The sequence below is a fragment of the Eubacterium sp. LMAG:50 genome (assembly GCF_008680265.1).
GTDB classification, from domain to species: domain Bacteria; phylum Bacillota; class Clostridia; order Lachnospirales; family Lachnospiraceae; genus Eubacterium_U; species Eubacterium_U album.
In genome coordinates this window covers 74,067-89,539 of record NZ_NALP01000006.1, presented here as the reverse complement: position 1 = coordinate 89,539, position 15,473 = coordinate 74,067, and the positions used below count along the sequence as shown (strand labels likewise).

At 30.7% G+C, this 15,473-nt stretch carries 12 protein-coding genes; all 12 read left to right on the top strand.

The annotated features are described in order from the left end of the window. The first annotated feature begins 1 nt into the window (after position 1). The 12 genes from mutS to CCC31_RS03130 all read left to right on the top strand — a co-directional run bounded on the left by mutS (position 2) and on the right by CCC31_RS03130 (position 15,462). Positions 2-2,644: a DNA mismatch repair protein MutS gene (gene mutS / locus CCC31_RS03185; protein WP_290849646.1), complete on the top strand. Its 2,643-nt coding sequence runs from the start codon at positions 2-4 to the stop codon at positions 2,642-2,644. Then, a complete protein-coding gene (gene mutL, locus CCC31_RS03180; RefSeq protein ID WP_290849644.1) occupies positions 2,645-4,735 on the top strand; it encodes a DNA mismatch repair endonuclease MutL in 2,091 nt (696 codons plus the stop codon). An 8-nt stretch (positions 4,736-4,743) separates the two neighbouring features. Further along, positions 4,744-5,691, top strand: a complete 948-nt coding sequence (gene miaA, locus CCC31_RS03175) for a tRNA (adenosine(37)-N6)-dimethylallyltransferase MiaA (protein ID WP_290849642.1) — start codon at positions 4,744-4,746, stop codon at positions 5,689-5,691. Then, a complete protein-coding gene (locus CCC31_RS03170; RefSeq protein WP_147585912.1) occupies positions 5,684-6,961 on the top strand; it encodes a methionine gamma-lyase family protein in 1,278 nt (425 codons plus the stop codon). The genes miaA and CCC31_RS03170 overlap by 8 nt, the downstream gene beginning before the upstream one ends. 139 nt (positions 6,962-7,100) lie before the next feature. Further along, entirely contained in the window at positions 7,101-7,784 is a 684-nt protein-coding gene (radC, locus tag CCC31_RS03165) for a DNA repair protein RadC (RefSeq protein WP_022089611.1), read from the top strand. A 26-nt stretch (positions 7,785-7,810) separates the two neighbouring features. After that, entirely contained in the window at positions 7,811-8,842 is a 1,032-nt protein-coding gene (locus tag CCC31_RS03160; RefSeq protein WP_022089610.1) for a rod shape-determining protein, read from the top strand. A 17-nt stretch (positions 8,843-8,859) separates the two neighbouring features. Continuing rightward, positions 8,860-9,708, top strand: coding sequence for a rod shape-determining protein MreC (mreC, locus tag CCC31_RS03155; RefSeq protein ID WP_022089609.1), 849 nt, complete (start codon positions 8,860-8,862; stop codon positions 9,706-9,708). A 12-nt stretch (positions 9,709-9,720) separates the two neighbouring features. Continuing rightward, entirely contained in the window at positions 9,721-10,254 is a 534-nt protein-coding gene (gene mreD / locus CCC31_RS03150; protein WP_022089608.1) for a rod shape-determining protein MreD, read from the top strand. Continuing rightward, positions 10,244-13,069, top strand: coding sequence for a penicillin-binding transpeptidase domain-containing protein (locus CCC31_RS03145; RefSeq protein WP_290849634.1), 2,826 nt, complete (start codon positions 10,244-10,246; stop codon positions 13,067-13,069). The genes mreD and CCC31_RS03145 overlap by 11 nt, the downstream gene beginning before the upstream one ends. A 134-nt stretch (positions 13,070-13,203) precedes the next feature. Further along, positions 13,204-14,001 carry a septum site-determining protein MinD gene (minD, locus tag CCC31_RS03140; RefSeq protein WP_022089606.1) on the top strand — a complete coding sequence of 266 codons (798 nt, stop codon included), beginning with the start codon at positions 13,204-13,206 and terminating at the stop codon, positions 13,999-14,001. Beyond that, on the top strand, positions 13,994-14,248 hold the full coding sequence (minE, locus tag CCC31_RS03135) for a cell division topological specificity factor MinE (protein ID WP_290849631.1): 255 nt from the start codon (positions 13,994-13,996) through the stop codon (positions 14,246-14,248). The genes minD and minE overlap by 8 nt, the downstream gene beginning before the upstream one ends. Positions 14,249-14,301: 53 nt before the next feature. After that, a complete protein-coding gene (locus CCC31_RS03130; protein WP_290849629.1) occupies positions 14,302-15,462 on the top strand; it encodes an FtsW/RodA/SpoVE family cell cycle protein in 1,161 nt (386 codons plus the stop codon). Positions 15,463-15,473 lie beyond the last annotated feature (11 nt).

Below are 15,473 nucleotides of genomic sequence, written 5' to 3'. Positions count from 1 at the left end.
TATGAGTATTACACCAATGATGCAACAATACTTAGAAACTAAAAAACAATATAAGGATTGCATTATTTTTTACCGTTTAGGTGACTTTTATGAAATGTTTTTTGAAGATGCTATTACAGCATCAAAAGAACTTGAAATCACTTTAACAGGAAAAAACTGCGGCTTAGAAGAAAGGGCGCCAATGTGTGGTGTCCCTTATCACGCTGTAGATTCTTATTTAAACAAACTTGTAACAAAAGGATATAAGGTTGCGATTGTTGAGCAGGTTGAGGATCCTGCAACAGCAAAAGGAATTGTAAAAAGAGAAGTTGTCCGAATTGTTACTCCAGGAACAAATCTAAACACATCTGCATTAGATGAAACTAAAAATAATTATTTAATGTCTATTGTATGTGTGGAAAATTGTTTTGGAATAGCTATTGTAGATATTACAACAGGAGATTTTTTTGTCACTGAAGTTGAAAACAACAGGGCATTACTTGATGAAATCTATAAATTCATGCCAAGTGAAATAATATGCAATGATGCATTTTTACTTACAGGAATTGATATTGATGATTTAAAAAATAGATTGAACATTACAGTGTTCCAGTTAGAATCATGGTATTTTGATGATGACATGTGTAAAAAAGCATTAACTGATCATTTTAAAGTTTATGATTTATCAGCATTAGGAATTGATAATTATGATGTTGGAACAAATGCTGCCGGTGCTCTAATGCAGTATTTAACAGAAACACAAAAAAACTCACTATCTCATTTAACTCAGATAATTCCTTATTCAACGAATAAATTTATGATATTAGATACTTCTACCAGAAGAAATTTGGAGTTATGTGAAACATTACGTGAAAAACAAAAACGAGGATCTCTTTTATGGGTGCTCGATAAGACAAAAACGGCTATGGGTGCAAGAATGCTAAGAAGCTATATAGAACAGCCGTTAATTGATAAAGAATCTATTATAAAAAGACAAAAAGCAATCGAGGAATTAAATAAATCTTTAATTACAAGAGATGAATTAAGAGAATATCTTTCTCCAATATACGATTTAGAAAGACTTATAAGTAAAGTAGCATATAAATCAGCTAATCCAAGAGATTTAATAGCTTTGCTTAATTCTTTAAAAATGTTGCCACATATAAAAACGGTAATACAGGATTTTAAGAGTCCTCTTTTTAAAGAAATTACAGAAGATTTAGATGTTTTAGATGATATAACTTCATTGATAGACAATTCAATAAACGAAGATCCACCAATTAATATCAAAGAGGGGGGAATTATTAAAGAAGGATATAATGAAGAGGTTGACAGATTACGAAAAGCTAAAACAGAAGGAAAAACATGGCTTGCAGAACTTGAGACTAAAGAAAAAGAAAAGACAGGTATTAAAGGACTTAAAATAAAATACAATAAAGTATTTGGATATTATCTTGATGTTACAAATTCGTATAAGGATTTAGTCCCGGATTATTATGTGAGAAAACAAACATTGACTAATTCAGAACGATACACAACTGATGAATTAAAACAATTAGAAGATGTAATATTAGGTGCAGAAGATAAATTATTTTCATTAGAATATAATTTATTTAGTGAAATAAGAGATGAGATATCATCGCAGGTTGTTAGAATACAGACTACTGCAAAAGCATTAGCAAAAATTGATGTATTTGCTTCATTAGCATATGTTGCTGAACATAATAATTATGTTAAACCTAACATAAATGAAAAAGGTATTATAGATATAAAAAACGGCCGACATCCTGTCGTTGAAAAAATGATGCCTGACAGTATGTTTGTAACTAATGATACATATTTAGACATGAATAATAATCGTGTATCAATTATTACAGGCCCAAACATGGCCGGCAAATCAACATATATGAGACAGACAGCACTTATTACTCTTATGGCTCAGATTGGCTCATTTGTTCCGGCAACGAGTGCAAATATAGGCGTGTGCGACAAAATATTTACAAGAGTAGGGGCATCTGACGATTTAGCAAGCGGTCAAAGTACTTTTATGGTTGAAATGACAGAAGTTGCTAATATCCTTAGAAATGCAACACCAAAAAGCTTGTTGATTCTTGATGAAATAGGCCGAGGAACAAGTACTTTTGATGGATTAAGTATTGCATGGGCGGTAGTTGAACATATATGTGATATAAAATTACTTGGTGCAAAAACATTATTCGCAACTCATTATCATGAATTAACTGAACTTGAAGGAACTATGAAAGGTGTAAATAACTATTGCATCAGCGTAAAAGAGCAGGGCGATAATATTGTATTTTTACGTAAAATTGTTAAGGGCGGAGCAGATAAAAGTTATGGTATACAGGTTGCCAAATTAGCCGGTGTTCCTGATAGTGTTATAAATAGAGCAAAAGAACTTGTTGCTGAATTATCAAATGCAGATATAACAGCTAAAGCAAAGGAAATTGCCGCAAATATGACTCCCGGAAATTCCATAAAAGGAGTAAATGATAATGTTGAACTACATCAGATGTCTTTGTTTGATACAGTAAAAGAAGATGATATTATCACTGAAATTGAAGAACTTGATTTAGGAACTATGACACCAATAGATGCTTTAAATCATTTGTATAAAATACAGAACAAATTAAGGAATAGATGGTAAATGAGCAATATTAAATTATTAGATCAAAATACAATTAATCAAATAGCTGCCGGAGAAGTAATTGACAGGCCGGCATCGATTGTAAAAGAGCTTATGGAAAATTCAATTGATGCGGGTGCTGATAAAATTAGTGTTGAAATTAAAGATGGTGGCACTAAACTTATAAGAATTACAGACAACGGATGTGGTATTGATAGAGATGATATTAAAACTGCATTTTTGAGACATGCTACAAGTAAAATTAAATCTGTCGAAGATTTAATGGTCGTTTCTTCTCTTGGTTTTAGAGGTGAAGCCCTTTCAAGTATCGCAGCTGTATGTCAGGTAGAGTTAATTACAAAAACACAAGATTCATTTGTTGGATGTAAATATACTATAGAAGGAGGAAAGGAAAAAGGACTCGAAGAAATAGGTGCTCCTGATGGAACAACATTTCTTGTAAGAAATATTTTTTTCAATACTCCTGCAAGAAGAAAATTTTTAAAAACTCCTCAGACTGAAGCCGGATATATTTCAGAAATTGTTGAAAGGATAGCACTTTCGCATCCTGAAATAGCCATTAATTTCATAAATAATGGACAACCTAAGTTACATACTCCGGGAAACGGTAATTTGAAAGATGTAATTTATAATATATATGGTAGAGAAATAACTAATAATTTAATAGAAATAAATGAAGAATGTGAATTTGCACATCTTAAAGGTTTCATCGGAAAGCCATTAATTTCTAAAGGAAACCGAACATTTGAGAATTATTTTGTAAATGGAAGATATATTAAAAGTACTATTTTAACAAAAGCGATAGAAGAGGCGTTTGCACCTGTTATGATGCAACATAAATATCCTTTTACAGTCTTGCATTTGAAAATTAATTCAGACCTTTTAGATGTAAACGTTCATCCGTCTAAAATGGAACTTAGATTTAGAAATGGAAAAGATTTGTATCCATGGATTGTGGAAGTTTTATCTGAAGCAATTATTGAGAAGCCGAAGATTCCACAGGTTGAACTTACAGAAGAAAAAGAGGATATTCCTATTGCTATAAAGGTGCCTGAGCCATTTGAAACAAAAAGAACAGATGAGATTGAAAGAAAAAATAACATTGAATCTGATGTTAATAAATCAGATAATTTTATTTCAGAGGAATTAAATTACAACAAACAATCTGATATAAAACAATCGGATAGTAATTTTAAGTCAGACATTACTAATAATAGCGATAATATAAATGGTGTAAGCGATGATATTGAGAATAATACTGATGTTATAGTTGAGAATAAAGATTTCCTAAAAAATAATCAGGATAACAAAGAAATATCAGTAACTATTAGGAACAAAGGGTCGAATCAAATAACTAAGGAAGATATATCTTTAGATAATACATCTAATATGGAAAACGCATTAATTCCAGAAGAAAAAGCCGTAAATGTTAAAACCAGATTTGATGTTCCAAAAACTTCAAAAGATATGACAATGAATCTTTTTGAAGATAACTTCTTGACAGATACAGCAAGAAAAAAACATAAAATAATAGGGCAGGTATTTGATACATACTGGATTGTTGAGTACGAAGATAAAATGTATATCATTGACCAACATGCGGCTCATGAAAAAGTTATGTTTGAAAAAATTATGGCTGGTTTAAAAAATAAAGAAATTAACACTCAAATGGTTAATCCTCCTATAATTTTAAATCTAAGCATGCTTGAAGCACAACTTTTAGAAAAATTTATAGATAATTTCAGAGAAATAGGTTATGAAATAGAGGAATTTGGTGGTCAGGATTTTGCAGTAAGAGGTATCCCGGCTGATTTATATACATTAGATGCAAGAGAGGTATTGATGAACCTTATTGATAATTTGTCAGAACAGACAACAAAATTAAATTCTGAACTATTAACAGAAAAAATTGCGTCAATGTCATGTAAAGCAGCAGTTAAGGGAAATAACAAATTAAGTTATGCAGAAATGGATTCTTTAATTGACCAATTGTTAAAACTTGAAAATCCATTCAACTGTCCTCATGGAAGACCAACAATCATTTCATTATCAAAATACGAACTTGAAAAGAAGTTTAAACGAATAATTTAGGAGTATATATGAAACCGTTAGTTGTTATAACAGGACCTACAGCAGTAGGTAAAACAGAATTATCCATAAAAATTGCAAAAGCAATTGACGGAGAGATAATCAGTGCTGATTCCATTCAGGTTTATAAACATATGGATATTGGTTCTGCCAAAATAACAAAAGAAGAAATGCAGGGAATAAAGCATTATCTTGTTGATGAATTTGAACCGGATGAAGAATTTAACGTTCATGTATTTAAAGAAAAAACGTTAGAATACATGGACAAAATATATGAAGCAGGAAAAATTCCAATTATCGTAGGCGGTACCGGATTTTATATTCAGTCTGTATTATATGATATTCAGTTTAATGATGAAGAAATAGACAGTGCTTATAGAAAAGAACTTGAAAATATAGCAAAAGAAAAAGGAAATGATTATTTACATAATATGTTAAAAGAAGTAGATGAAGAATCTGCATTAAATATACATAAGAACAATTTAAAGCGTGTAATAAGAGCATTAGAATTTTATAAAAATACAGGTGAAAAAATTTCAACTCATAATGAAGAACAATCTCAAAATATTTCTCCTTATAATTTTGTTTATTTTGTGTTAAATGATAAAAGAGAACTTTTATATGAAAGAATAAATAAAAGAGTTGATATTATGTTTGATAAAGGCCTTGTAAATGAGGTCAAAAACCTTTTGAATATGGGATATACAAAAGATTTGGTTTCCATGAACGGTATAGGATACAAGGAAGTTGTTGATTATATTAATGGTAAATATTCTTTAGATGAAACTAAAGAAATAATAAAAAGAGAAACCAGACATTTTGCAAAACGACAGCTTACATGGTTTAGAAGGAAAAAAGATGTGACCATGGTCAACTATTTTGATTATGATAGTATCGATGATACTTTGAAATATATGATTAATACACTAAGGGAAAAGGATATAATTAAAAATGATTAAGGAAATGTATAAAAATCTGGGAATAGATGAAAATGTATATAATTTTACAAAAAATATTGAAAATGAATTAAAAGATAGATTTGCAAAAATAGATGAAGTAGCTGAATATAATCAATTAAAAGTTATGAAAGCATTTCAGAAGAATCAGGTTTCCGAAGCGCATCTTGGCGTATCTACAGGTTATGGATATAATGACATAGGCAGAGATACTTTAGAAAAAGTATATGCTGATGTATTTGGTACAGAAGATGCACTTGTCCGCCCACAGATTACATGCGGAACTCATGCATTAGGGATCGCATTATCAGCAAATTTACGACCGGGCGACAAAATACTTTATATTTCTGGTAAGCCTTATGATACACTTGAAGAAGTAATCGGAATTAGAGAATCAAAAGGATCTCTTGCAGAATATGGAATTAAATATGGACAGGTAGATTTACTTCCTAATGGTGATTTTGATTTTGATGGCATAAAAAAGGCAATAACTTCTGATGTTAAGATGGTTGGAATCCAAAGATCAAAAGGATATGAGACAAGACCTACTATTTCTGTTGAAAAAACAGGTCAGGTAATTAATTTTGTAAAAGAAATAAATAAAGATATCATTGTAATGGTAGATAATTGCTATGGTGAATTCGTAGATATAGTTGAGCCATCAAACGTAGGTGCTGACATGGTTGTAGGTTCTTTGATTAAAAATCTTGGTGGCGGATTAGCTCCTATTGGAGGATATATATGTGGAACCAAAGAATGTGTTGAAAATTGTGCATATAGACTTACAACTCCGGGACTTGGAAAAGAAGTTGGTGCAAGCCTTGATGTAATTCATACATTTTATCAGGGATTATTTATGGCACCAACAGTTGTTGCTTCTGCATTAAAGGGTGCAATTTTTGCAGCAAATGTATTTGAAAGATTAGGATTTAATGTAATTCCTAATTCAACAGAAGAACGATACGATATCATTCAGGCTGTTACATTTGGCTCTCCTGAAGGAGTAATCGCTTTTTGTAAAGGAATTCAGGCAGCTGCTCCGATTGACAGCCATGTTACACCTGAACCATGGGATATGCCGGGCTATGATTCGCAGGTAATTATGGCAGCAGGTGCATTTGTATCCGGTTCATCTATTGAACTTAGTGCTGATGCTCCAATTAAACCTCCATATGCTGTTTATTTTCAGGGTGGCCTTACATGGCAGCATGCAAAATTTGGAATATTAAAGGCATTACAGCAGTTAGTAGATGAAAATATTGTCTCTTTATAAAATGTTAAAATTTGGTTAAATTTACTTAAAATATTATTTAATTGTGTACACTAAAAATTTATTGTGATAAAATCTAAAATTAGCAAGTTATTGTTTGATACCTCAATTTGTACTTGGAGAGATGAATGGAGGTATTTATATGAACAAAATTGCAGATATGCCTGTTAATGAAAGACCTTATGAAAAATGCATTGAAAAAGGACCGACCTTTTTAAGTGATGAAGAATTATTAGCTGTTATTCTAAGAACAGGAAACAGAGAATTGAATTCTATGGAACTGGCAAGAACAATAATAACAAAAGAAAATAAGACAGATATTTTATCAATTATGCATTATACATTTGAAGAATTGACAAGCTTTAAGGGAATTGGAACTGTAAAAGCAATTCAGATTATGTGTATAGGAGAACTTTCTAAAAGAATAGCATGTACGAAAGCAATTCATAAGCTTGATTTTTCAAGACCTGACACAATTGCAAGATACTATATGGAAAGCATGCGCCATAAAGAAAAAGAAGAATTAGTCGTTGCATATTTAGACACAAAATGTCAAATGATAAAAGATATGATGATAACATCAGGAACAATAAACCAGTCTCTATTTTCAATAAGGGAAATATTTGTTCAGGCATTAAGATTTAATGCGGTTAATATCGTAATTGTACATAATCATCCAAGCGGGAACAGCGAACCTAGTAAAGATGATATTATTTCTACGAAAAAAATATGTGAAGCCGGACAGTTAATTGGTATAACTGTTCTCGATCATATTATTATAGGAGACAAATCGTTTACCAGCTTAAATGCATTAGGAATTATATAAATCAAATTAATTGGAAGGACAATAAAATGAGTCAGAATGTTTATGGAATTGACATTGGAACAAGTAATTTAAAGATTTTCAATGGACAAACTAAAACTATAATAAATGAAAAAAATATAATAGCAATTCGAAATAAAAAGGACGTTTTTGCAATTGGAAATGGAGCTTTTGAAATGTATGAGAAAGCTCCTGATAATATTGTTGTAAGTTTTCCTATCAAGGATGGAGTAATTGCAGATATTAAAAACATGAAAAGTCTTATAGAAAAGATGTTTATTAAATTAAATTATCCTAAAATTGTAAGAGGTGGACGATTCTGTATTGCAGTTCCTTCTGATATAACTGAAGTTGAAAAAAGAGCTTTTTATGATGTTATTAACGACTCAAGTATTAAAGCAAAAGAAATAAAGATAGTAGAAAAACCTATTGCAGATGCAGTTGGTCTTGGTATTGATATTGACAGTGCTAAAGGGAACATGATTGTAAACATCGGTGCCGATACAACTGAAATTACAGTTACATCACTTGGTGGAATTGTAATTAGCAGAATTGTAAAAATTGGCGGAAACAAACTTGACGAAATAATTTGTAATATTGTAAAAAGAAAATATAATATTATGATTGGCATGAAAACAGCAGAGCAAATAAAAATCAATCTTGCAAATGCAATTTATGATGAAGAATCAGATGATAATTATGAAATGTGTAATGTATTTGGGAGAAACATTATTACAGGACTTCCTTGTGAAAGAACGGTTACATCTGATTTAATATATGAAGCAATAAAAGAAGTATTATCGTCTATTATTGATTCAATAAAACAGTTACTTGAACGTACACCACCTGAATTATCTTCTGATATAATTGACACCGGAATATATCTTACAGGTGGTTCAGCGCAGATTACAAATTTAAGTAAACTAATAGAAATGGAAACAGATTTAAAGGTAAATGTTGTTAGAAACCCCGGTGAATCAGTTGTAAGAGGAATTTCAAAAATTATATCTGATTCAAAATACAGAAAGTTGTTATATACACCAAGCGAAAATAAATACTAAGAGGTAGGTAAAAAGAAATGAAAAGACCTTCTAAGTTTATAAATATAAATACAAAAGTTTTAATATTTGTTCTAACTGTATTTTGCGTGTTTAGCATAATTTTGTCATCTATATTTTCAAATTATTCTAAACCTGCAAAAATAGTTTCCGGTGCAATTGTTGTTCCTCTTCAGGATGGAATGAATGGCATTGGTAAATGGTTTACTAATAAAGCAGATTACTTTAATTCAGTAAAAAAACTTACAAAGAAAAATAAAGAATTAGAAAGTCAGGTTAACGAATTAACAGAAGAAAACAGTTTGTTAGCTCAAAATAAATATGAACTTGAAAGACTTCGTGATTTATATCAGTTAGATCAGGACTATTCAAGTTACGAAAAAATTGCAGCCAATGTAATTGGAAAAGACTCCGGAAACTGGTTTGATATCTTTACAATTAATAAAGGTTCAAAAGACGGAATAAAAAAAGATATGAATGTAATAAGCGGTGGTGGACTTGTTGGAATTGTTACTGACGTTGGTAAAGATTATGCAAAAGTTAGAGCTATAATTGATGATGAAAGTAGTGTAAGTGTTTCGTTTGCCAACACAAGTGATACCGGAATTGTAAGTGGAGATTTAAAGCTTATGGATGATGGTGTTATGAATGTAACAGAAGTACTAAAAGATGCTAAGGTTACAGAAGGCGATATGGTAGTCACATCAAAAATATCAGACAAATTTGTTCCGGGAATATTAGTCGGTTATGTAACAAATATTAAATTAGATTCGAGTGAATTGACACAGTCAGGACAAATAATTCCTGTTGTAGATTTTAAACATATAGACGAAGTATTGGTAATTACTCAGTTAAAGGATGATATGTAAAGGAGAAAAAGCATGAAAGAGAAAATAAGAAATTTCATAATATTTGCGGCAGTGATTCTCGTTGCCTTTTTGCTACAAAACGCATTTTCTCTTGCATTGCCTCAGGAAGTCTCTACACCTAATCTTCTTTTGATAGTTGTATGTTTTTTTGGACTTATGTGTGGAAGTAACAAAGGAATAGCCATTGGATTTGCATGTGGTTTACTTGTTGATGTTTTCTATGGTGACGTAATAGGATTTAACGCTTTAATTTACATGTATTGCGGATTATTTAGTGGAATCTTTAGAAGATGGTTTTATAGTGAAATCATTATTATGCCATTGCTTTTAGTTTTTATAAATGATTTTATGTTTAACACAGTTTACTATGGATTCAGATTGCTTTTAAGAAATAAGTTAGACTATCCATATTATTTTGAAAAGATAATTTTACCTGAAATGATAATTACAACATTTTGTGCTTTAATTGTATATAAATTGTTTTATTTATTAAATGAAAAGGTAATTTCTAAAGAACAAAGGAGTGCATTAAGTTTTGATAAGTGATTTTTTCTACACGATTTATAACATAATAAAATCAAGAATATTTATTGTCGGTGCGGTATTAACAGTTCTTTTTGGAGTTGTTCTTTTTAGATTATTTGATTTACAGATAATTAACGAGAGTTACTATATGAATACTTATGTACAGCAGGCTGAAAAGACAGTTTACACGCCAGGTACAAGAGGTAATATTTATGATACAAATGGTGAATTATTAGCTTATAATGAATTAAGCTATGCCGTTACATTTGAAGATAAAATTGACAGCTCCGATGAAAAAAACGGAATATTAAATGAAATTGTATATAATGCAATAACAATAATTGAAAAATATGGTGATAAAGTATCTTATGATTTCCCAATTGTAATTAACAGCGATGGCAATTATGAGTTTAATTTTACATCAGATGCATCAAGAACCTTATTTATGACTAATTTATTTGGTAAAAAGATGAAAAAAGATAATGTTGACTATTCAAATGCCTCAGCTGCAGAAGTCATGGACTATTGTGTAAATTCCTTCTTTGATTTAGAGGGTGATTACGATATGGAAATGACTTTAAAAATTATTGCAATAAGATATAACATATTCCAAAATTCATACCAGAAGTATGTTGCAACAACTATTGCAACAAATATTTCAAAAGAAACAATGACAGCGATTTATGAAAATGAAGCAATTCTTACAGGTGTATCAGTTGCTGAAACAACAATCAGAAGATATGTTGATAGTGAATATTTTGCTCCACTGATAGGATATACCGGTAAAATTTCCGAAAGCGAATTACAGGAATACAATGACAATGGTGGTGATTATATTTCTAGCGACTATGTTGGTAAATCAGGTATTGAAGCCGCTATGGAGGATACATTGCAGGGTGTACGTGGAGAAAAGAAAATATTCGTAGATTCTACAGGTAAAGTGTTAAGTACAGTTTCATCAACTGATTCTTCTGTTGGAAAAGATGTAACATTAACAATTGATAAGAAATTACAGATTGCCACATATAAAATGCTTGAGAAAAAAATTGCTTCTGTCTTAATTTCTCAGATTGTTAACAGGGATGTTTCAGATAAAGAACAGGAAGATTCCGATGTACATCCTATTGCAGCAAAAACTGTATATTTTCAGTTAATAAATAATAATGTTTTAAGCATAAAAGATTTAAAAAAGAAACGAACAAATAATGAAGCAAAAGTTTATACTAAATATTCTGATGCCCTAAAGGTTGTAAAGAGTCGATTGAAGAAACAATTAGAATCTGATAAGGGTGAAGTATATAATGATTCATCAGACGAATATAAAGAGTATTATGATTATATTTTTGATGAATTAAAATCTGATAATGTATTAATTTCTTCATCTTTAGATAGTTCTGATGCAACTTATAAAAAATATATAGCTGGAGATATCAGTATTAATGAATTTATCAAATATGCTATATCCAAAAGCTGGATAAATATATCAGCATTACAAATTGATAATCAATATATTACTTCAGATGAAACATATAAAGTAATAGTAAATTATATTTTAGATTTCATAGATAATAATGCATCATTTAGTAAATTAATATTCAAATATAAAATTAATGATGGAACAATAAACGGTTGTGAAATATGTATGTTATTATACGATCAGGGCGTATTAGAAAAAGACCGTGATTGGTATAACAAATTATCAACATACACATCAACGGAATCTTATAATTTTATTATTAGTCAGATTAAAAAATTAAATATTACACCGGCACAGATTGCTTTGGATCCATGTTCAGGCTCTGTTGTTGTTACTAATCCAAATAACGGTAAAGTGTTAGCTATGGTAACTTATCCAAGTTATGATAATAATATGCTTTCCGGTTCAGTAGATGCTGATTATTGGGCTAAACTTGTAGATGATTTATCTTCACCGCTTTATAACAGAGCTACTCAGGGGTTATCAGCTCCGGGTTCAACATTTAAGATGGTAACTGCAATGACAGCATTGGAAAATAATACAATAACAAGATATAGAACTATCGTTGATAAAGGTGAGTTTGATAAAATATCGCCACATCCAAAATGTTGGATATATCCTTCAGCACATGGTAGCTTGAATGTAATGCAGGCTATTGCTCAATCATGTAATGGATTTTTCTATGAAGTAGGTTATGAATTGGGAACAACTTCATCAGGTAAATATGATAGTGCTACAGGACTTAAAAAACTTGAAGTATATGCGAAAGAATTAGGTTTAGACATGAAATCAGGTGTAGAAATTACAGAAAGCGACCCTAAATTTTCAACAGAATCAGCTGTCCATTCAGCCATTGGCCAGGGTAGTCATTCATATGCGCCTGTACAACTTGCAAGATATATATCCACATTAGCTAACGGTGGTAAAAATTACGAACTAACTTTAGTTGATAAAATAACTGATTCATCAGGAAATGTAATTAAGAAAAATAAAGCAAAATTATCAAATACTGTAAACGCATCAAGTGAAACATGGGATATTATTCATACCGGAATGCGAATGGTTATTACAGAAGGAACTATAGAAAAATCTTTCAAGGATACAGACATAGCGTTTGCCGGTAAAACAGGTACTGCTGAAGAAAATTCAAAAAGAAACGCACATTCATTGTTTGTAGCATATGCTCCATATAACAAACCTAAAGTGGCAATTTCAGCAGTTATTCCGTTTGGTAACTCTTCACATGATTCTGCTGAAGTAGCAAAGGACGTTGTAAGATATTATCTTGGAGAATTAACGGATGATGATGTAAATAAAGATGTTGAAAGTTCTTCTTCAACAAGTGCCGTTAGAGATTAATTTAGTTAGAAAGCTAATATGGCTTTACTATATATAACAAAAGACTTCTTAATATACAAAAGAGTAATATATACAAAATATTACACTTAACATATGATTACTAAAATAAATATAAGTATATTGAGGAGGATTTTATGGGAGAAGTAATAGTAATAACTTCCGGAAAAGGGGGAGTAGGCAAAACTACCGTTACTGCAAACCTGAGCGTTTCCCTTTCATTATTAGGGAAAAAAGTTATAGCTATAGACACAGATATAGGGCTTAGGAATCTGGATGTAGTAATGGGCTTAGAAAACAGCATTGTTTACAATATTGTTGATGTGATTGAAGGGAACTGTCGCTTGAAGCAGGCTATAATAAGGGATAAAAGATTTAGAAATCTTTATTTGCTTCCAAGCGCTCAGAGCAAGGATAAGTCTTGCATTAACCAATATCAGATGATTAATCTTACAAATGAATTAAAACAAAAGTTTGACTATGTATTAATTGATTGTCCAGCAGGAATTGAGCAGGGATTTAAAAATGCTATTGCAGGTGCTACAAGAGCCATTATTGTGACTACTCCGGAAGTATCAGCAATTAGGGATGCTGACAGAGTGTCCTGTCTCTTAGATAAAGCAGGACTATATCCTATCAATTTAATTGTAAATAAAATACGAAATGATTTAGTGAAAAAAGGCGATATGATGTCAACTGATGATGTCACAGAGATACTTAGTCTTGATTTAATTGGCATGATTCATGATGATACAGATATTGTTATATCGACTAACAGAGGAGAACCTCTTGCAGGGGCAAATTCATATTCATCTAAAATTTTTATGAATATTGCTAAAAGAATAGATGGTGAAGAAGTACCAATGTTGAATCATAAGAATAGAAAATTTAATTTCTTTAAAAAGTATTTAACAGGAGGTTTTCAAAATGTTTAGACTAAATTATTTTAGATTCAGGAGAAGAAAACGTTCAGGGAAAATTGCTCATGACAGACTGAAAATTCTTTTAGTTTCTGACAGGGCGGGATGTTCACCTGAAACAATGGAACTTATTAAAAATGATATTTTAAATGTTATTTCAAAATATGTTGAAATTGATAAAGAAAACTGTAAAATACAAATAGAAAAAGATAAAAAGCCTTATCTTTTTGCAAACATACCTATAAAAGAAGTTAAGGTTTAATATATTTACTTAGTTATGCTCAAAGAAAATGGGCATTAGGAGGCAAAATATCAATGGCAAGAAGAAAGAAAAAAACGCTGTCGAAATTAAAAGAATATAAATTTAGCAATATAAATTTTAGATTACTACTTTATGTAGTATGTCTAACTGTTATTGGAATACTTGCGATAGGTAGTGCTACTAGCGGTGGAACAGAACAGAAAAAACAGATTTTAGGATTTGTAATGGGAATTATTATTTTAATAATTTTAAGTTTAGTAAGTTATAAATTTGTTTTTAAATTTTACTGGCTTGCATACATATTTAACTTGGTATTGCTTGTTTATGTTAAATTAAATGGAGATGTAAATAAAGGTGCAGGACGTTGGATTGATTTAAAGTTTATGCAGTTTCAGCCTTCGGAATTATCAAAGATAATTTTAATATTATTTTTAGCTGCTTATCTTTATAAGCATAGAAATACAATAAATACCTTTAGAACAATAGCTTCTACATGTGCATTAGCAGGATTACCAATAGCTCTCATAGTAGTTCAGCCGGATTTATCAACAACAATAGTTATTTTTATTACATTTTGTGTTATAATGTTTTTATCTGGGATTAGTTACAAGATTGTAACAACTGTGTTAATTATTGCTATACCTTTAGCAAGTGTATTTGTTTACGTGGGGATAAACGATCCTAATAGCGGTATTTTACAAGGATATCAGTTAAAAAGAATTGTTGGTTTTTATAGCAAAGATTCAACTGACCCTGACATTATAGATACAAGACGACAGCAGGAGAACTCATTACTTGCAATTGGTTCCGGCGGTCTTACAGGAAAAGGCCTAAATAACAATACAGTAACCAGTGTAAAGAACGGTAACTTATTATCAGAAAGTCATACTGATTTTATATTTGCAATTATAGGTGAAGAACTGGGATTTGCAGGAAGTGCGGCAGTTGTTATCTTGTTGCTACTTATAGTTGTTGAATGTTTTCTAACGGGAGCCAGGGCGAAAGATTTAAGTGGAAAACTGTTTTGCTTTGGAATTGGATCGTTGATTGGATTCCAATCGCTTGTTAATTTGTCAGTAGCGACATGTATGTTGCCTAATACCGGCTTAACGTTACCATTCGTTAGTTATGGATTGTCATCCCTAATCAGCATGTATATTGGTATTGGGATTGTAATAAATGTAGGATTACAGCGGAAAAAAGATTTATACTAGGAGGAGTAAAT